Source organism: Grimontia sp. AD028, from assembly GCF_000973155.1.
Lineage (GTDB): Bacteria > Pseudomonadota > Gammaproteobacteria > Enterobacterales > Vibrionaceae > Enterovibrio > Enterovibrio indicus.
Genome location: NZ_LASY01000028.1, coordinates 38,997 through 55,779, shown reverse-complemented (window position 1 = coordinate 55,779; position 16,783 = coordinate 38,997). Strand labels below are relative to the sequence as shown.

The following is a 16,783-nucleotide window of genomic DNA, read 5'->3' as shown; positions in this document are numbered from 1 at the left end:
CCGCCTGCTTGGGCGGCTTTTTTATTTGCATGTTGATTGGTGAATGATTTCCATCACCGCTTCGAATCGCTTCGGCAAATCACGATGTTTCTTCTTCGAAAGAAACAGGGATTGCGAAACCGGTGACTCAAGCGGGAGCGACGTAAGCTGTTCTTTTTGCTCAAATCGACTCATGACGCTTTCTGGCAACACGGTGAAACCAATGCCTTTTGATATGGGCAAAAGGATCTGCGCCAGCTGGTTGACGTAACCGCGATGATCCAAGGATTCGACGCCACGGTATTCTTCGGGGAAGTTACTTCCAAGCACCAAGTCGGCGTAGTGTTTTCCATCGGGGTGATGAATATAGCCCAATGAAGCAAGCGCATGGAAATTGCCTTGGGGAATATCAGCGTTGGAAGGCACGATCACACAAAGTGCTTCTTCACCGAGTAAGGTTTCTTCAAAGGCAGGGTGATCGAACTTTTGGGTAGTGATGCCAATGTCGGTTTGGTTATCCATGAGCATCTGACGAATTCTGTCTGCTGGCGCGGCTTCAAGCTGCACCGATAAGCCGGCGTATGAGGTTTGCAGGTTCAACAAAGACGAATATAGCTTCATCGCCATTGCACCGGAACAGGCAATGCGGATTGCCCCTTGATGGGGATCATCGTCTTTCATTCTTGCCAGAAAGTCTGCCTGCTGCTGATTCTGCTCGGCGATAAAGGCATTCAGCATGATGCCTTCACGTGTCAGTTCGAACTGCTTTCCTTCACGGTATATGAGGGTTTCCCCCAACTCGTCTTCCAGCTTTTTCACATGCTGACTGACGCCGGGTTGTGTCATGTAGAGCCGTTCAGCGGTTTTGGTAAAGCTGCCGGTTTCAACCAGCGTGGCGAAGGTGTTGAGCCATTTAGGGTTCAGCATATGGAAATGAATAACAGAATATTATGGATTCAATAATAATCGATAATTTTTCAATGAAAAAGGTGGTAGGTAAACTTCTCTTCATCCGATAACGCATTGAGAGATTTTAATCATGACAACGCCATATCCACGTAACTTTTCACACATTGGTATTTCCGTTCCTGACTTGGAAGCAGCGGTGAAGTTTTACACCGAAGTACTGGGTTGGTACCTCATCATGGAGCCGACTGAGATTGTTGAAGACGATTCTGCCATCGGTGAAATGTGTACGGATGTATTCGGTGCTGGCTGGGAACGTTTCCGCATCGCGCACCTTTCTACCGGTGACCGCATTGGTGTTGAGTTGTTTGAATTCAAGAATCAGGAAAACCCAGAGAACAACTTCGAATACTGGAAAACCGGCATCTTCCACTTCTGTGTGCAGGACCCGGATGTTGAAGGTTTGGCAGAAAAAATTGTCGCGGCAGGTGGCAAGAAGCGCATGAAAGCGCCACGTTTCTACTACCCAGGTGAGAAGCCTTACCGCATGATCTACATGGAAGATCCGTTCGGTAACATCCTTGAGATCTACAGTCACTCTTACGAACTGCATTACGCGGCGGGTGCTTACAAGTAAGCGTCTACACTCCCTCCTCTTTAAAGGGGAGGGCTTGCTCCTGAACGTCAGAATTTCCCATCAAAATACTCAACCAGAAAATCAATCAAAGCGCGCACAGGCCTTGAAAGATGCTTGCGTGATGCGTACAGCAGATAGATGGTCAGGGTGTTCAATTCCCATTCCGGCAATACCTCTTCCAACTCGCCTTTTTCCAGCATTTCTTCGACCAGATACGTTGGCTGCATGGAAATTCCCATGCCTGCTAATGAGCCATGAAGCAGCACTGTGGCTTCGTTGCCAGTGATCGGACAATTTACTTCAATGGTTTGTTTTTCATGGCCTTTGGAGAGATGCCACTCGTGCCGGCCAAAGTTCTTATAGCCCAAGCATTCGTGCGCCTTGAGATCTTCCGGCACCAAGATAGGCGGCCGCGATTTCAGATAAGCAGGAGAGGCAACCAAGGTTGATTCACAGGGCGCGAGGGGTCGGCCAATCAGCGAAGGATCTGGGTTGCTGGCAGTGCGAATAGCGAGATCAACACGCTCTGCGACCAGATCAACCGCTCTGTCCTGTGCGTCGATATCTATGGTGACACCGGGGTGACGCACCCGAAACTCGTGCAGTGCTGGCATCAACAGGGAAAAACCAAATGACATACTGGTGCTTATTCGGATAAATCCACTCAGCGCTTCGCCGGGCATCAAGCTTTCTTCCAAGTGCAGCGCCTGCTCCACCCATCGCTGCATATCTGGCAGCACTTGCTTACCCATATTGGTAAGTGACACTTTGCGGGTAGTGCGGTTTAACAGCCTCGCCCCAAGCCAGTTTTCCATGGCTTCCACATAGCGTGTCACCATAGGTCGGGACATCTCTAATCGGTCAGCTGTGGCGGTGAAACTTTCCGTTTGCGCCACATCGAGAAGCACCCTTGCGGCAGTCAACTTATCCATAAGTTCATTCTTTATCTGTTCGATTTAAGAAATAATGATGCAAATAATAGGCGCTATTTCCGAGCATATCCAATCGTTATGCTTCTTCCCAAACCCAAATAACGAGGAAGTACAACAATGAAAACAACCATTGCTTTAGCGCTCTCTTTCGCTCTGACAGCCCCAGTAATGGCGGAGACTACACCACTGACATTTGACGTTTACTACGGAGACGACAACAGCTTCAACGTGACTTCTACCGTCGTTGCAGGCGAAAAAGAAGTGATGGTGATCGACACGGGTTTTACCCGCGCCGATGCGTTGCAAATCGCCGCTAAAGTATTGGACTCTGGCAAAGAGCTGAAAACCATTTACATCAGTCAGGCGGATCCGGATTACTACTTCGGTGCTTCACAGCTACTTGAAATCTTCCCACATGCGAATGTGCTGACCACGCAGGCAGTACGAGACGCTATCGTGAAAAAGCTGGAAACCAAGATCAGTTTCTGGGGCCCCAAAATGGGTTCTAATGCACCGAAGCAACCACGTGTACCGGATGTATTTAACGGCACCGAGCTAAAAGTCGATGATGCAGTTATCGAAATCAAAGGCACAGAAGGCGTGCTGGCGCATCGTCCGTACCTCTGGATCCCTTCAGAAAAAGCCATTCTGGGTAATGTCGGCATCGTTGAAGGTATGCACGTTTGGATGGCAGACACCCAAACCGATGAAGAAGTGACAGCGTGGTTGGATCAACTCAAGGAAATGCAATCTTTGAAGCCTGAACTGGTCATCCCGGGTCACATGAAAACCGAAGGCAAACTGGATCCTTCGACCATTGATTACACAGCGAACTGGATTGAACGATTTGCAGATGCGAAAGCCAAGAGCGAAAACAGCAAAGGCGTGATTGATACCATGGTTGGTTACTACCCGAAATTGGGTGCCAACTTCACGCTGGAGCTAGGCGCACAGGTTCACGAAGGTGAAACGCAGTGGTGATGTGCCAATAAGCAAAGGTTAAAACGGTGACTCTGGTAGTCACCGTTTTTGTTTAGCCCATGTTTGATTGCGAAAGCTGGAACTGCGATATCAGGGTGTCGATGACCAAACGGATCCGCGCCGGTGTAAATTCTGAGAAAGCGTGAATGGCGTGAACATCACGTTGTTGTTCTGGCTCAGGCTCTGCTCTTGAAACCAAGGTCAACAACCCTTGCTCACAACATGACCGGGCAAAAAGATCGGGCAGCAATACACGTCCCAATCCCTGCTTTGCCATTTCTGCAGCGGTGAGGATATTGTTTACACGCAGCACGTTGGCGTGCTCTGGGGTTTGCCATGGCAGCAGAATCTGGTCATCTGAACCTTCCGGCAATTCAGGTGATTGGTACCAGCGTTGGTGAAAGCGGCCGAGCAATCTGGCTTTCAAATTGCTATCTGGGAGATTACCCACACGAATCGCCACATCGATATTTTCCTGCAGCAAATCCTGAATGGTATCCGTCACGACGAGTTCAATATCCAGTTCAGGATGTTCGCACCTCAAGGTTTTAATTGCTGGGACAACCAAAACCGGAGCCAAGGCTGTTGGGCAGGAAATCCGGACTTTTCCTTTTATGCCTGATTGGGTCGAAGAGATATCTTCCTGGGCCTTTTCCAGCAAATTTTCCATTGCTACGGCATGTTCAAAAAAGCGCTCGCCGGAATCTGTCATCCGCAGCGTGCGGGTGGTGCGATGCAACAACAGGGTGTTTAGTGATTTCTCCAATCCACTGATTTGCTGACTGAGCCAAGAGCGGGTAATGCCCAGTTGTTCTGCTGCCTGAGTAAAACTGCCAGCCCGAACCAAGGTGACGTAAAGCTGCATTTGGTAGCCAATATGTTTATTTTCCATAAACAGTGTTTTCTATTGTGCGATATATATCTAACAATAATGCGTGGGTACTCTTTGCTCAACCCAAATAAAGCGATGTGGAGTGAAGGATGAAAAAGCAATTAATGGCAGCGGCAATCGCAACTCAAATGGTATTCGCAGGTGCAGCTTATGCGGGCCCGATTGAAGAGGCGCAAGAAGCATCAAAACAGTGGATCGCTGCATTCAACAAAGGTGACTACCAGTATCTTGGTGATGCATACACCATGGAATCGACCATGATTTCTCATCCGTTTGGTGTGTATCATGGCCGCCCGGCGGCAACGGCATTCTGGAAGCAATTAATCAGCGATGGCGCGACAGATTTGGTCTACATAGAACCCAAATTTACAGAGCTGGATGACAAAACTGTGGTGATGGAATCTCGCTGGAAGATGAACATCGGCGAAGGCCATATCACGCTGGAAAAGTGGGTGAAAGAAGCTGATGGTGTTTGGCGTCTGGAGCTTGATGACTTCACCGTTGAAAAGCGTTACTAACAAACACCAATTCGAAATAGAAAGGGACGCAGATGCGTCCCTTTCTATTTGATATCTGCTTAACTTGCTGGGGGAAAACCGCAGAAGTTACAGCCTAGATAGGTGATCACTAGACGGTTCTGATAGCGGTTCTGGTAGTTCCACGGAGATACATCATAAGGCGCACGCTGATAGCGGCCTTGGATGAAAATGGTCTCGCCTTTTTCAAGCTGCATAATGCTGTTTACTGCTGCGACGCCAGGGATGGCGCAACCCGTATCGTTATTGGCAAAAGTAACAGGGCCAATAGAAGCATTGCTGCCTGGTGGGACAGCATTTGGCAGTGAGATGCCAATCCGAAGCAGGTACTTAAACCCGCAAGTACGTTGAGCATAACGGGCATCGATATTGTAGAGACCAGCCACAGGTGCCGTGAACATATGAGACGTGGTGTCAAAAGCGTAATTAAAATTAATCGTCGTCTCATTGTATTCGACAACTTTGATGGCACCATTGTTGGCCTCCGTCAACTCATCACCGCCTATGTAAGCGTCGACAACAACACTGTTTGACGGCAGGTATGGTGTGGTATCAGCAAACACACTGGCTGAAAACATCAGCGCTGCTGAGGAAAAAATAGATACTGGTAGCGAGTATTTCATCCGCATTCTCCATACGATTATTGTGTGTAAATCAATGGGAATATTAGGACGCAGGTGGTTAACAGTTGTGTCACTTGAGTGAGATTTTTTTGTGACTCAAATATTATGTAATCTATTGCATAATGAATTTTTATGCATATCTTTTGATGAACAGAAATGAACGCTATACGGTTTGTGTATATATTAAGTAAAGACAGTGTTTTTAAAAATGACTGAAAATGAAGTTTGATTTTTCACTAAATAATTTATGGGAGAGTGTCACGAATTTCCAAATTAGCATGTAAGTTGTATTTAATAAATTCTAATTAGAATAGTGTGAGTCATTTGAAAGGGCTATAAAAAATCAAGGATATCCATTGATCTCATTCGAATGGGAACGGTATTTAAACTGTATGTTATGTTTTGTATTTGAGATGTGATGATATTTTGACAGAAGAAATGTTGAAAGGGTTTGAAGCAGGTTGTCGTGAAAGATAAGCTAACAGCAACTAGATAAATTCCCACATCGATTGGCAATAAAAAACGATTGATTGAATTATTTCGTCTTGTCGTTGTTCGGATATACGAACCTTATCATTAATTCATGTAGTTGGTGTAATTAATATGAATTCTATCCTCGAGAACCAACAATATTTAACAGATTCGATAATATCGGAAATCATGAGTCGATTAGAGTCTGAGTCAGAAAATGCTATTTCAGCGAAAGATATTGTCCCATCTATGTCATTGCGTGATGATCTTGGTATGGATTCCATGCAGGCTGTTTCACTCACTCTTGATTTGGAAGACTCTTTGGGGATATCCATCGATGACGAAGACTTAATCAAGCTTGACACTGTGAGTGATCTTTTAGAAATCATTGAATCCAAGTTAAGCGAAAAAAATGGATAATCGTAGACGTGTTGTCGTAACAGGGGTTGGTGTTGTTTCATCCATTGGCAACGACTTTGACACTTTTACCGAATCGCTAAAGCTTGGTCGCAGTGGTCTTCGCGCTGTCGAATCTTGGTCTGAATATGGATTAACGAGCCGTGTTGCTGGTTTAATCGATTTAGAAGAAGCCAAAATACAGTCCACGAACATTCCGCTCAAACTCCGCCGGGCGATGCCGACCTCAACACTCTATTGCAGTGTTGCCGCCAATGACGCGATTTCGGCTTCCGGCTTAAGTTCTGAAGCGCTCTCTGACCCGCGAACGGCTTGTCTTGTCGGCAGCGGTGTGGCGGATGTCGGTGTGATACATCGAGAAGGTGTAAAGTATTTCAATGGCCAGGTTCGAAGAACTGAACCCTATACCGTGCTCAAATCCATGAGCAGTACACCAAGTGCACTTTTGACCAAACTCTTTGGTATTAATGGGCGAAGCTATTCCATTTCGTCGGCGTGTGCGACAGGTACGCACAATATCGGACATGCGTATGAACTGATACGTGATGGAGTGATAGACAGAGCCATCACAGGTGGTTGTGAGGAAGTGAGCGACTTGATCGTCGCTTCCTTTCAAGCGTTGAGAATGGCACTGTCCACCGGTTTTAATGACACCCCGGAAACAGCATCACGCCCCTACGATCGAGACAGAGATGGCTTTGTGATTAGCGGCGGGGCAGGAGTGCTTGTCTTAGAGTCACTTGATTCTGCGTTGGCGCGTAATGCGCCAATTTATGCAGAAATTGCAGGTTATGCCGCTAACTCAGATCCTTATGATTTGGTTCTGCCTCAAGCTGATGGCGGTACATTTGTTGACTGTATTGCCAGCGCGTTAGAAGACGCGTGTATTGACTCTGCCGATATCGATGCAATCAATACGCATGGGACAGGCACCGTCGCGGGTGATGTGGCGGAGGTCAATGGATTACGCCGCGCATTTGGCGGCAATGTTCCAAGGTTCTCGTCAACGAAATCCATGACTGGACATGCGATAGGAGCGGTGGGTGCTATCGAGCTGATTGCATGCATCGCCATGCTAAAAGATGGCTTCATTGCGCCATCCATCAATATCGAAAATATTGACCCTCTGTTTGAGGATGCTCCCATCGTACGTGAAACCACACAAGCTGATTTGAAGAGAGTTCTTTCTTTAAACTTCGGTTTTGGTGGCACGAATGCGGCGACCATCCTGCAAAAAGTGGAATGACCTTTGTCTGTGAATGGCGTCTATGAATCGAAATATTATTGATGGATTGAGGGGGCCACAGGGTGGATTGAGTAAAGCGGCTGTTCGTTCAATCTTACCCTATGGTGATGCCTTTTTATTCGTTGATTCAGTAAGTTATTTGACTGAGTCTGAGGCCGTGGCGCAATACCATATCCCTGAATCTTCAGATCTGATTGATGCACACTTCAAACATGTCAGCATGATGCCTGGCGTTTTGATGGGTGAAGCATTAGCACAGGCCGGCATTGTATTGATTCACTACCGGAGTGAATTTGAAGAAGAAACCGATGTGGTTGCCAGCACTGTCAGCCAAATGCGATTTAAGTCTCCTGCTCTGCCGGGAGACACCTTAGAAGCGCGCGTCAGCATAAAGGCCATCAACCGATTGGGCGCCAGGCTAACGGGTAATTCCTATGTGAATGGGCGGGAAGTGTTGGCTGCTACGTTCGATCTGTCGTTTATCAAGCGAAAAAATCTCATTGAGCATATTTCTCAACATGCCTCATAGGCCTGAACGACCTGAATCCTACATATTCAGGTCGTTTGGGTATAGACCTCGGTGAGCGTGTTTTCCTTATAAAAAAGAGTGGAGATTTCAGTGTCATTTAGATTGGCAACGGTGGATGATTATCTTGATTTAGCATCATCAGGATTCAAATGTTCAACATATAAAAACCTGGCTTACCCTCTTGGCTGCTCACAATCCGAACTCGATGCGGCGTTGGGTGATGGAGATTTCGTGGTATTGAGTGGAACCACCAAAGTCGGATTTCTCAGAATAAGAGCTGTGTTCGAGGGCATTGCCTATATAGATGTTCATTTGCTGTGTGACTCTGCTGACGAAAATATCAAGTTCGTCCTGAACTGGTTGGCCCGGAACTACAGCATCGGTAAGTATTATGTCCAGTTACTCCCTCATGAACAGCAAGAGATAGATTGCCTGAAACGATTAGGTTTTACTGAAGAAGCCCGTTTGAGAGATCAGTTGTTTGTTGAAGGCGCTTATTACGATTTATTAATGCTGGGAAGTGAGGATCAACGTGTTTGACAGTGTTCGTGGAATTTATTGTGCTTTGCGTCGTCCCAATCTCGAAGATATTGATACCATTGCTCGCTGGCTGGAAGATCCCTATCTGAATTCAACGGTTTTTGACAGCTCGACGTTTGTAGATGGTGCTCAGGACCAAGTGATGAGTTGGCTTGAACAAAATGCTGCGGTTTATGGCGGAGAAAACCTTCTGGGCTTGGTGTGTTCGGTCAAAAGCGGCAAGCCAATCGGGATGGTCTGGTTTAATAACATCGATTGGAAAAGCCGCACTGCAGATCTTCGTTACCTCGTGGGAGAAGCGGAATACCGTACCAGTGTCTTTGGGCCAGAGATAGCACTGCTGAGTTTGCAAATGGCCTTTAATGTCATGAATTTACATAAGGTCTATGGTTATGTTCTTTCAGGAAATGAGGATTCCATTCGTCTGGCAGAATTTGGTGGTATCAAAGAAGGTGTGCTGAAAAACTATGTCCCTGTGGGGGATGGATGGAACGACTACCATCTGTACGCCATGTTTTCAGAGGATTTCCGGACATTTTTGCAAGAGCACAAAGAGGGCGTATTGCGCCGTCACTTTAGGCAAGGGCTCTTCTAAACGTGGCCTTGCTTGTATTGCTGCTTATCGCCGTTGTCTGTTTGTCTTTTCTTTACCCGCGATTCATTGGGGATTGCGTTGGCTTCCTGCTCATGCTGCCCGTCATCGCTTATACCTTGTATTTCTATCTGGATTGGCAGCTGGCATCTTTTATTGAAATTAGCACTTTAGTCTTGGGTGGCATTGTTGTTGGCTGTGTCTTACTTATCGCGGGATTGCCGCTGAGTTCACCGCAACCCAAAAAGTTTATGGTTGATAGTATCTGTGGGATTAAGTGCCTTAAAGAAAACAAAAACTATCTGCTTTTTCAATTGGGGATCACAGGTTACGAAGAGCTGATATGGCGGGTATTTTTAATCAGTACGCTGATGCTGGTTTTACCGGTTTGGGCCGCTATTTTCCTCTCAGCCGTATTGTTTTGGACCGTTCATGAGGAAAACAGACCGCTAGGGTGGCACTCATTAGAGTTCTTTCTTTTCGCAATACTCCTTGGTGTTGCGTATGTGGTGACTGATTCCCTGCTGTTCGTCTGGATCGTTCACCTTACCAGAAATGTTCTTATCCTTTCTGCATCATTCTACGAGGAATATCAGGACAGCCTTAAGGTCGGTGCCGGCGAATCTTCATGAGTCTCTAAGCGCGTCCACGGGTTTCATTTGGGCTGCTCTTCGGGCGGGCAAGTATCCCGCAACTAATCCAACCAAAATGGATACAAAAAGGGCAATGCTGATGCCCAAGATGCCGGGGAACAACGGAAAGCCGGTAAAGAAGTCCAAGACCACGCCGATCAACATGCCCACCGCTAAACCTGCCAAACCGCCAATCAGGCAAATGAGCACAGATTCCACAATAAACTGAATCATGATGTGGCTGCGGTGGGCGCCAATCGCGGCACGAATACCGATTTCCCGCGTACGTTCAGCAACGGCCGTACTCATGATCCCACCAACGCCAATGGCACCAACGATCAACGCACTAGAAGCGGCAATAATGCCGATAATGGTCACGCCACCAAGAATACTGTCTGTGGTTCGAATGTAGGAAGCGAGTGTGCTGCTTTGATATTCAAAAACGCCTTGATAACGACGGGAAAGCACGCCTTTTATCTGCGCGGCCGCTGCTTCTGCAGCCTCTACCGTTGTGGCTTCAGCTTGAATGTAGCTCACGTCATTATTGCCGTTAAGTGCCTGTACCAGTGGGTAACTGACTAAGATGCGGTTATTCACATCGCCTCCCGCAGAGCCGATGCTGGCCAGTAGATCCCGACTTTTAGAACGGAGCACGCCAACAACCTGATATTCACGACCCGATATTCGAAACGGGTGACCTAAAGGGTTCGATATGCCAGGGAACAAATCTGAGGCGACGGTTTCGCCGATAATGGCGACAGGTCTGCGATTTCTGATTTCTGTGTCTCTTAGGCCTCTGCCAATCCGCAATTGATCGTTGTTGATGGTTAAAAAGGCGGCATTGACGCCAACCACTTCAGCATTGCTGTAGCGATTGCCGGCTTGGACGATGGGAGGTGAGCCTCTGGGTTTTACGATGGGGCTGATCAGATTGACGGATGGGCAGCAATCTCCCTCAAGTGCGATTAAATCGTTATTGGTGATGCCTGTGCCTGTCCGCATCCGCTTGTGGGGATCTTTGCTGCTTTGTGTGCGATACACCCAAACAGACTTGAGACCGAAAGTTTCCAGCTCTTGCATGACAAAGGTTTTACCTCCGGTACTGACGGTATCCACTGTCATCACTGCGGCGATACCCACAGCGATACCAATCATGCTGAGCATGGATCTGCCCCAATTCGCCAGCATGGCCAGACGCGCCTCTTTAAACAAATCCGGCAGAATCCGCAGCCCTGTCATACCACTATCCTGCCGTCGCGCATGTGTACGACTCTGTCTGCAGCCTCTGCCAGATGCGCATCATGAGTTACCATGATAATGGTGTGACCCTCAGCATGAAGCTCCCTGAACAAATCCATGACTTGCTGCCCAGTCTGGCTGTCTAACGCACCGGTAGGTTCATCGGCAATTAGTAACTTGGGTTTGTTGACCAGCGCCCGTGCAATGGCAACCCGTTGTTGCTGGCCACCGGAAAGCTGATTGGGTAAATGGGTGGCACGGTCAGCCAGTCCAACCCGTTCTAGTGCGGATAACGCAAGGTCTCGGCGCTGTGAGGACGGTGTGCCTTGATACACCAATGGCAGCATGACATTGGCTAACGCGTCACGGCGTGACAGCAAGTTGAAAGATTGAAATATAAATCCCATTAACGACGAACGAAGCTTTGCAAGTCCATCGTCATCAGTTTGATGAACACCGGTGCCATCCAAGTGGTAAGTGCCTTTATCGGCTTTATCTAAGCAGCCAATAATATTGAGTAGGGTGCTCTTTCCTGATCCGGATGCACCCATGATGGTGACAAATTCTCCCTGCTCAACGTGCAGGTCGACACCCTGGATGATGGGTAATGGGGTCTCTCCCCGGAAATAGGATTTATACAAGGATTCAATTTTGATCATTGTTCGCGATAAACCTTGCTGCACGTCCATTTTCCAGATACCCGCTATCAAACAGCGCGACCTTTTGCCCTTCTTGGATGCCACTGAGTATTTCAACATGGGTGTCTGTTTCTAACCCAGATTCAATTGGCTGTAAGCGAATCGCGCCTTGCTCAACCAGAGCAACTTCAAACAGCCCTGGTTCGCGCTCACGCAGGGCGCTGTAAGGCAGGCTCAACACATTGCCACGCTCTTCGATAACGATTTCGATATCCAGCTGTTGCCCCAGTAACAGTTTTGGTGCATCTGGCCCCAAGGCCATACGAACGGGAAAGGTATTTAAGTAGCGCTCTGCAGAGCGTTCAATGGCCGGGCCAATCCAATGGATTTGGGTTTGCCATACTTTGTCAGGAAAAGAATCAGATGACACGTTAACCACTTGGCCTGTGTGAATTCTTCCGGTATCAACGGCGTCTAAGTTGGCTTCAATTTCCCACCCTTCAATCGCGACGAGCTGGAAAAGTTGGGTTCCGGCTTCAACCCACTGTCCGGATTCAGTCCATTTGTCCGTGACAACGGCATCGAATGGTGCGTCGAGCCTTTGCCAGTCTTGCTCGATGGTACTCATCTGGGCGTCGGCTTTGGCTATCGCCACCGCCGCTTTCGCTGTTTCCAATTCGTATTGCGCTTGATCGAGGGCTTCGACGGCAACGAGCTTTCTATTGGAGAGCTCAGATAATCTGTTAAAGCGCTGCTGTTGTTCTTTCAGACGAACCGTTTGTTGCTGAACGACGGCTTTGGCACGATTGAGGCGGGCAACAGAGGCACGGTTATCCATGGAAGCCAGCGTGTCATCCTTTTTCACCTTATCACCACGGGCAACGTAAACGTCTTCGATACGGCCATTGACTAACGCGGTGAGAGAAACAGTGCGGTCATTGATGACTTCGCCCGTCACGCGGATGATGTAGGCCATATCATGACGTTGCACCTGCACACCTGAAACACTGAGAGGCGGCTCCTCATAGAAAAAATAGCCAGCAGCAACGGAAGCCAGCACAACGATGGCAAATATACTCTTTAAGTAGCGTCTCATTGTTTGTGTCCATACTGTTTTAACGTCATAGAGAGGCTTTCAATTCCCTGTTTTTACTACGATAAGGAGGCGAGGCTATTTGATTAGTTTTGTATTGATGTCGACGTTGAAATCATGCATTCCTTAGCCTTCTTCCCACTTAAACATTTCGTGTGTGCCAGTGTGTGGCGCTGAATGACGTTTCGGAGAAAACCACACTTTCTTGCTACTCACGTTCTTAGGGTCGCTTTGGTAGTCATTTCACTGACTCGGGTTGAGTAGTTGGAGCTGTCATTCTCTAGATAAACAATGCGATCCACTGCATCAAACAGGCGGTCGTCATGGCTAACAATAACCACAATCTTGGACTGTCTTTGTGCACGGATAATATCGATAAGTAGCTTCACCGCTTCGCTGTCCAGGTTATTAGTGGGCTCATCCATCAATAGAATCGGTGTGTCGCGTAATATGGCACGCGCGAGGCCCAGCTTTTGAATTTGGCCTCCTGAAAGCTCTGAATGCGCGTCTTTGATGACGTGATCAATGCCTCTATCAAGTCGCTTAACCCATTGATTCAGCCCGACGAGAGCCAGAGCGTGATGGATCTTTTCTTCCTCAACATCCATACCGAAAGTGACGTTGTTGCGAATAGAGTCAGAGATGATGTGAATTCGCTGCGGCACCATCGAAATCCATTCAGATCGGTTTGAGATTGCACTTAGGGGCGTTGAATCCAACGTGATATGCCCTGACTGAGGCTGTAACTCTCCGCTGAGTATGGTCAGCAACGTTGATTTACCCGCACCGTTACCGCCATTGATCAAATGGGCGCGGCCCCGATCAAAGGTGAGGTCAAGGCTGGAAAACAACGGATAATCATGTTGATAGGAAAAGCTCATTCCCTCTATTGCCATGTTTTCGATGAAAGCAGAAGGATTTGCTTGAAGCTCGGTGTGGTCAGGAAAATCCCGTTCAGATTGTGCCTTCGCTAAATCACATAACTCTTTTACGCGCATTAAGGCTGTCAATTCATTCGGAAGGCTTGAAGCAAATTCAATAATCCTGATCAGCGACGGCACCATCAAATTCAACGTGGCGGTATACGTGATGATTAAGCCTATAGTGAGCTGCTCTTCAATCACCATCGCACCGCCCAGATACCAGATGATGACCATGGCGAGCATAGGGATGCCCATGATGATCATGTTGACCTTAGTATCATACAACTGACGGGTAAAACGCTTATTTTCCAGCTTTTCAACGGCTTGCCTGCAATACCGTAAAAAGAAACTTTCAGAGCGGTATAGTTTTATTTCTGCATCAGATTCAATCGTTTCTTGTACGACAGTTATCTTTCTTGCCGAGGCGTTAGTTTCCTCTTTGGAAGATGACCAAAGGGCGCCATCAAATCTCATGTAAACCATGACGGCAGCAGGCAGGAGGACAAGCAGTATGGCGCTCAATTGCCAGTTCAGGAAAAATACGATTACCAGCAGCACCACTGACAAGACAAGATGGTGAATCGTGCTTGATAAGCCATAAGGCATAATGACTTCAAACTGGTCGATATCCCTAGTTACCCGGGACAAGAGATCACCGTTGTTAATTTTAAGTCGTTGATTGTAGTTCAACCCCAGAATGCTCTGAATGACATCCTGATTGAACTCGACCATAATTTCTCGCCGTACCTTTAGACGAAACCAAGCGTAAACGTAACTGAGTATCAAGTAGCCGCCGTAAAGGGTCGCGAGTAAAAGAACCGTCTTGAGCAGCAAATTCGAATCTGCGCTTGGTAAAACCTGATCGATAAGATGACCAGACAGGTAGGGAAGTGGGGCTTGAAATGCGGTTAACAACAATGCCAACAGCAAAAAAGACAAAGAATGAAGTTTTCTTTTTTTGTAGATCAGTTGATATAAGTAAGCAGTTCGGGTCACAGTCTGATCCGGATATTGAGAAGATACGCACTTTAATGTTTAAAAGCGATAAAGTGTATTTATTAGTCTCACTACCTTACTAGAAATGGGGGTGAAAAATTACCCCCTAATTTCAGAATGTAAATATCAACATTCGAAAATTATTCTTATAAATGGTATTTACAGATAAGTCTAGAGACAAAATACCTAATAAAAATAATTATGGCCCAGTGTAGCCACAGCATGGACCTGGGTTAGTTGGCTCAGTTTTCTTAGTAGCTAGAACTGGACCCTTTTTTGCAGCGAACTTAATTTTTTTCATCATATTTCCCTCTTGAGAATAAAATTATCGATTAAAGGAATCAAGATATGCATATAGTTTAACTTCTAAACGAATGCAATTTTATTGTTGAGGAGGCGTTTTTAATTGTCAACTCTCTGTAAAAACAGAATTGTTTTTATACCACTGATGATGTTTATAATTTTCTAATTGCCTTTTCATTATCTAACAACTTTTTTCTCATAAATTTATCAGCACTTTTTAATTATTTAATATTAAATTCGAGTTATGACTAAAACTCGAATTTACGTGACCGATTTTGTGACTATTGATGGGTGATATCATCTAACATGCTGGTATGGATAGGTATACATTACCGACTAGTAGTGCATACTTCATGGTGTATTACGCTTTTGGGCAAGGGTGAGTATCTGACTGGCATCAATCCGGTGTGAGTGAATCCAACACTTTCATTTCTGCCTAAAACTCACCCTTATCCGATACTCCTTTTCTAGCGTGGGTAATGTCTAGAAGTCGAGAAGCTCACCAAGGCCTGATTCCAAATCAGACCTTGGATTTATTTTCCTTCTTTTTCCACCAGAGTTTTCAGTCTTTCCGGCAACTTGTTAATTAGCTTGGGATCGTCGGTCAGCATCTGTTCCAACAGTTCTCGCGCTTGTTGTTTCTGACCTTCATCAAGCAGTCTTTCAACTTCTGCAAACTCAGTGATGATGGATTCTTCCAGTTCCATCTCCATTTGGGGCAGAGATTTCGCCGCCGCGGGTGAATTGCGGAAGAAACGCTGTTCCTCTGGTTTTGGTGGCAATAATTCCATTGACCGCGCCGCATCGGCTTCATGGTCAGACAAGGCTTCTGGGCTGATGAATGCAGGGGCGTTCCTTGGTTCGATACCAGGTTCGATACCAGGTTCGATAATAGATTCGATACTTTGAGGCGTTTCTAGGGTGTCATCCACCCACTTCCACGGTGCCAGCAAAGCGATAAAAGCGACCGTTGCGGCGGCACCTGCATAGGTCCACCAAGGTATGTGTTTTTTGCTCTGACTGTTTGCATAGGCAAGGATGCGATTGTCTAAGTCTTTGCTTGGTGTTTCTGTCGCGCTTTCCTTGTACAGCGCGACGATGTCTTCGTCTTTGATTGGCGCTGTCATTGTCGGTCTCCGAGTTTTTTTGTCAGGCACTGGCGAAGTTGATCCATGGCATAGCGAAGCCGGGTTTTCACAGCCTCCGCTTTCGCGCCGACGATCTCGCATATTTGTGCTGGCTCAAAGCCTGCTTCATGGCGAAGTAGAAACGCTTCCCTCTGCAAAGGCGCGAGCAGTGCCATACAGGCTTTGATGGCAGTTTGCTTATCGCCGTTCCAATCAGGCACTTCGCTCTGATTGTCGTCCAATGATTGAGCATAAGCGCTGGATGACATCATTTTTCGGTGTTCATCAATCACCAGATTATGGGCAATGTGATACAGCCAGGTGGTGAACTTGGCGGTCGGCACATAGCTTTTCCGCTTATCAATCACGCGGTACCAAACATCCTGATATAACTCTTCGGCACGGGCGTGTTGCGCCGTACCCAATTGACGGACGAAGTAGCGATATAGCGGATTTTTATGGCGTTGATAGAGTTCAGCAAAGGCGCGCTGGTCACCTTTGCTGAAGTTCACCATCAATGTTTCGTCGGTTTGTTTATCCATGGATGCCTG

General features: G+C 47.0%; 19 protein-coding genes. 9 read left to right on the top strand and 10 right to left on the bottom strand.

Going from position 1 to position 16,783, the window contains the following annotated elements; genetic code table 11:
• Nucleotides 1-21 precede the first annotated feature (21 nt).
• On the bottom strand, nt 22-906 hold the full coding sequence (locus RN22_RS06995) for a LysR family transcriptional regulator (protein WP_046303670.1): 885 nt from the start codon (nt 904-906) through the stop codon (nt 22-24).
• Between the two features lie 112 nt (nt 907-1,018).
• On the opposite strand from RN22_RS06995, the gene RN22_RS06990 reads away from it, so the two are divergent.
• Nucleotides 1,019-1,522 (top strand): lactoylglutathione lyase family protein, encoded by a 504-nt coding sequence (locus RN22_RS06990; RefSeq protein ID WP_039849885.1) that lies wholly within the window; start codon nt 1,019-1,021, stop codon nt 1,520-1,522.
• A gap of 47 nt (nt 1,523-1,569) precedes the next feature.
• On the opposite strand, the gene RN22_RS06985 is transcribed toward RN22_RS06990, so the two are convergent.
• Nucleotides 1,570-2,454, bottom strand: coding sequence for a LysR family transcriptional regulator (locus RN22_RS06985; RefSeq protein ID WP_046303669.1), 885 nt, complete (start codon nt 2,452-2,454; stop codon nt 1,570-1,572).
• A gap of 117 nt (nt 2,455-2,571) precedes the next feature.
• On the opposite strand from RN22_RS06985, the gene RN22_RS06980 reads away from it, so the two are divergent.
• Entirely contained in the window at nt 2,572-3,435 is an 864-nt protein-coding gene (locus RN22_RS06980) for an MBL fold metallo-hydrolase (RefSeq protein WP_046303668.1), read from the top strand.
• Nucleotides 3,436-3,487: 52 nt separating this feature from the next.
• Here the strand turns inward: RN22_RS06980 and RN22_RS24475 are convergent, their stop codons facing one another.
• Nucleotides 3,488-4,327, bottom strand: a complete 840-nt coding sequence (locus tag RN22_RS24475; RefSeq protein WP_052737503.1) for a LysR family transcriptional regulator — start codon at nt 4,325-4,327, stop codon at nt 3,488-3,490.
• A gap of 89 nt (nt 4,328-4,416) precedes the next feature.
• Here RN22_RS24475 and RN22_RS06970 point away from each other — a divergent pair, with 89 nt between their 5' ends.
• Nucleotides 4,417-4,845 (top strand): nuclear transport factor 2 family protein, encoded by a 429-nt coding sequence (locus RN22_RS06970; RefSeq protein ID WP_002538280.1) that lies wholly within the window; start codon nt 4,417-4,419, stop codon nt 4,843-4,845.
• 59 nt (nt 4,846-4,904) lie between these two features.
• Here the strand turns inward: RN22_RS06970 and RN22_RS06965 are convergent, their stop codons facing one another.
• Entirely contained in the window at nt 4,905-5,486 is a 582-nt protein-coding gene (locus RN22_RS06965) for a hypothetical protein (RefSeq protein WP_046303667.1), read from the bottom strand.
• Nucleotides 5,487-6,089: 603 nt separating this feature from the next.
• Here RN22_RS06965 and RN22_RS06960 point away from each other — a divergent pair.
• From RN22_RS06960 to RN22_RS06935, 6 genes are all read left to right on the top strand, one after another.
• Nucleotides 6,090-6,377, top strand: a complete 288-nt coding sequence (locus RN22_RS06960; RefSeq protein ID WP_231590865.1) for an acyl carrier protein — start codon at nt 6,090-6,092, stop codon at nt 6,375-6,377.
• Nucleotides 6,370-7,620: a beta-ketoacyl synthase gene (locus RN22_RS06955; protein ID WP_002538285.1), complete on the top strand. Its 1,251-nt coding sequence runs from the start codon at nt 6,370-6,372 to the stop codon at nt 7,618-7,620. The genes RN22_RS06960 and RN22_RS06955 overlap by 8 nt, the downstream gene beginning before the upstream one ends.
• A 22-nt stretch (nt 7,621-7,642) precedes the next feature.
• Nucleotides 7,643-8,149, top strand: coding sequence for a 3-hydroxyacyl-ACP dehydratase FabZ family protein (locus RN22_RS06950; RefSeq protein WP_046303701.1), 507 nt, complete (start codon nt 7,643-7,645; stop codon nt 8,147-8,149).
• A 90-nt stretch (nt 8,150-8,239) separates the two neighbouring features.
• A complete protein-coding gene (locus RN22_RS06945) occupies nt 8,240-8,689 on the top strand; it encodes a GNAT family protein (RefSeq protein ID WP_231590864.1) in 450 nt (149 codons plus the stop codon).
• Entirely contained in the window at nt 8,682-9,284 is a 603-nt protein-coding gene (locus RN22_RS06940) for a GNAT family N-acetyltransferase (protein WP_046303666.1), read from the top strand. Before RN22_RS06945 ends, RN22_RS06940 begins: the two co-directional genes overlap by 8 nt.
• 2 nt (nt 9,285-9,286) lie before the next feature.
• On the top strand, nt 9,287-9,913 hold the full coding sequence (locus tag RN22_RS06935; protein WP_046303665.1) for a CPBP family intramembrane glutamic endopeptidase: 627 nt from the start codon (nt 9,287-9,289) through the stop codon (nt 9,911-9,913).
• Here the strand turns inward: RN22_RS06935 and RN22_RS06930 are convergent.
• From RN22_RS06930 to RN22_RS06905, 6 genes are all read right to left on the bottom strand, one after another.
• Nucleotides 9,908-11,152, bottom strand: coding sequence for an ABC transporter permease (locus RN22_RS06930; protein ID WP_046303664.1), 1,245 nt, complete (start codon nt 11,150-11,152; stop codon nt 9,908-9,910). The genes RN22_RS06935 and RN22_RS06930 overlap by 6 nt on opposite strands.
• Complete coding sequence (locus RN22_RS06925) at nt 11,149-11,811, bottom strand: ABC transporter ATP-binding protein (RefSeq protein ID WP_046303663.1); 663 nt, start codon at nt 11,809-11,811, stop codon at nt 11,149-11,151. The genes RN22_RS06930 and RN22_RS06925 overlap by 4 nt, the downstream gene beginning before the upstream one ends.
• The gene (locus tag RN22_RS06920) at nt 11,798-12,886 is read right to left on the bottom strand and encodes an efflux RND transporter periplasmic adaptor subunit (RefSeq protein ID WP_046303662.1); all 1,089 of its coding nucleotides are present in this window, start codon (nt 12,884-12,886) and stop codon (nt 11,798-11,800) included. Before RN22_RS06920 ends, RN22_RS06925 begins: the two co-directional genes overlap by 14 nt.
• A gap of 209 nt (nt 12,887-13,095) precedes the next feature.
• Nucleotides 13,096-14,721, bottom strand: coding sequence for an ABC transporter ATP-binding protein (locus tag RN22_RS06915; RefSeq protein WP_231590867.1), 1,626 nt, complete (start codon nt 14,719-14,721; stop codon nt 13,096-13,098).
• A 917-nt stretch (nt 14,722-15,638) separates the two neighbouring features.
• Nucleotides 15,639-16,232, bottom strand: coding sequence for a hypothetical protein (locus RN22_RS06910; RefSeq protein WP_046303661.1), 594 nt, complete (start codon nt 16,230-16,232; stop codon nt 15,639-15,641).
• A complete protein-coding gene (locus tag RN22_RS06905; protein WP_046303660.1) occupies nt 16,229-16,774 on the bottom strand; it encodes a sigma-70 family RNA polymerase sigma factor in 546 nt (181 codons plus the stop codon). Before RN22_RS06905 ends, RN22_RS06910 begins: the two co-directional genes overlap by 4 nt.
• Between the last annotated feature and the right edge of the window lie 9 nt (nt 16,775-16,783).

What these genes read in the sequence shown, in the direction of transcription:
- RN22_RS06965 (WP_046303667.1), bottom strand. Translation starts at nt 5,486, where the DNA reads ATGAAATACTCGCTACCAGTATCTATTTTTTCCTCAGCAGCGCTGATG.
- RN22_RS06960 (WP_231590865.1), top strand. Translation starts at nt 6,090, where the DNA reads ATGAATTCTATCCTCGAGAACCAACAATATTTAACAGATTCGATAATA.
- RN22_RS06970 (WP_002538280.1), top strand. Translation starts at nt 4,417, where the DNA reads ATGAAAAAGCAATTAATGGCAGCGGCAATCGCAACTCAAATGGTATTC.
- RN22_RS06985 (WP_046303669.1), bottom strand. Translation starts at nt 2,454, where the DNA reads ATGGATAAGTTGACTGCCGCAAGGGTGCTTCTCGATGTGGCGCAAACG.
- RN22_RS24475 (WP_052737503.1), bottom strand. Translation starts at nt 4,327, where the DNA reads ATGGAAAATAAACATATTGGCTACCAAATGCAGCTTTACGTCACCTTG.
- RN22_RS06995 (WP_046303670.1), bottom strand. Translation starts at nt 906, where the DNA reads ATGCTGAACCCTAAATGGCTCAACACCTTCGCCACGCTGGTTGAAACC.
- RN22_RS06925 (WP_046303663.1), bottom strand. Translation starts at nt 11,811, where the DNA reads ATGATCAAAATTGAATCCTTGTATAAATCCTATTTCCGGGGAGAGACC.
- RN22_RS06930 (WP_046303664.1), bottom strand. Translation starts at nt 11,152, where the DNA reads ATGACAGGGCTGCGGATTCTGCCGGATTTGTTTAAAGAGGCGCGTCTG.
- RN22_RS06920 (WP_046303662.1), bottom strand. Translation starts at nt 12,886, where the DNA reads ATGAGACGCTACTTAAAGAGTATATTTGCCATCGTTGTGCTGGCTTCC.
- RN22_RS06910 (WP_046303661.1), bottom strand. Translation starts at nt 16,232, where the DNA reads ATGACAGCGCCAATCAAAGACGAAGACATCGTCGCGCTGTACAAGGAA.
- RN22_RS06950 (WP_046303701.1), top strand. Translation starts at nt 7,643, where the DNA reads ATGAATCGAAATATTATTGATGGATTGAGGGGGCCACAGGGTGGATTG.
- RN22_RS06955 (WP_002538285.1), top strand. Translation starts at nt 6,370, where the DNA reads ATGGATAATCGTAGACGTGTTGTCGTAACAGGGGTTGGTGTTGTTTCA.
- RN22_RS06990 (WP_039849885.1), top strand. Translation starts at nt 1,019, where the DNA reads ATGACAACGCCATATCCACGTAACTTTTCACACATTGGTATTTCCGTT.
- RN22_RS06980 (WP_046303668.1), top strand. Translation starts at nt 2,572, where the DNA reads ATGAAAACAACCATTGCTTTAGCGCTCTCTTTCGCTCTGACAGCCCCA.
- RN22_RS06905 (WP_046303660.1), bottom strand. Translation starts at nt 16,774, where the DNA reads ATGGATAAACAAACCGACGAAACATTGATGGTGAACTTCAGCAAAGGT.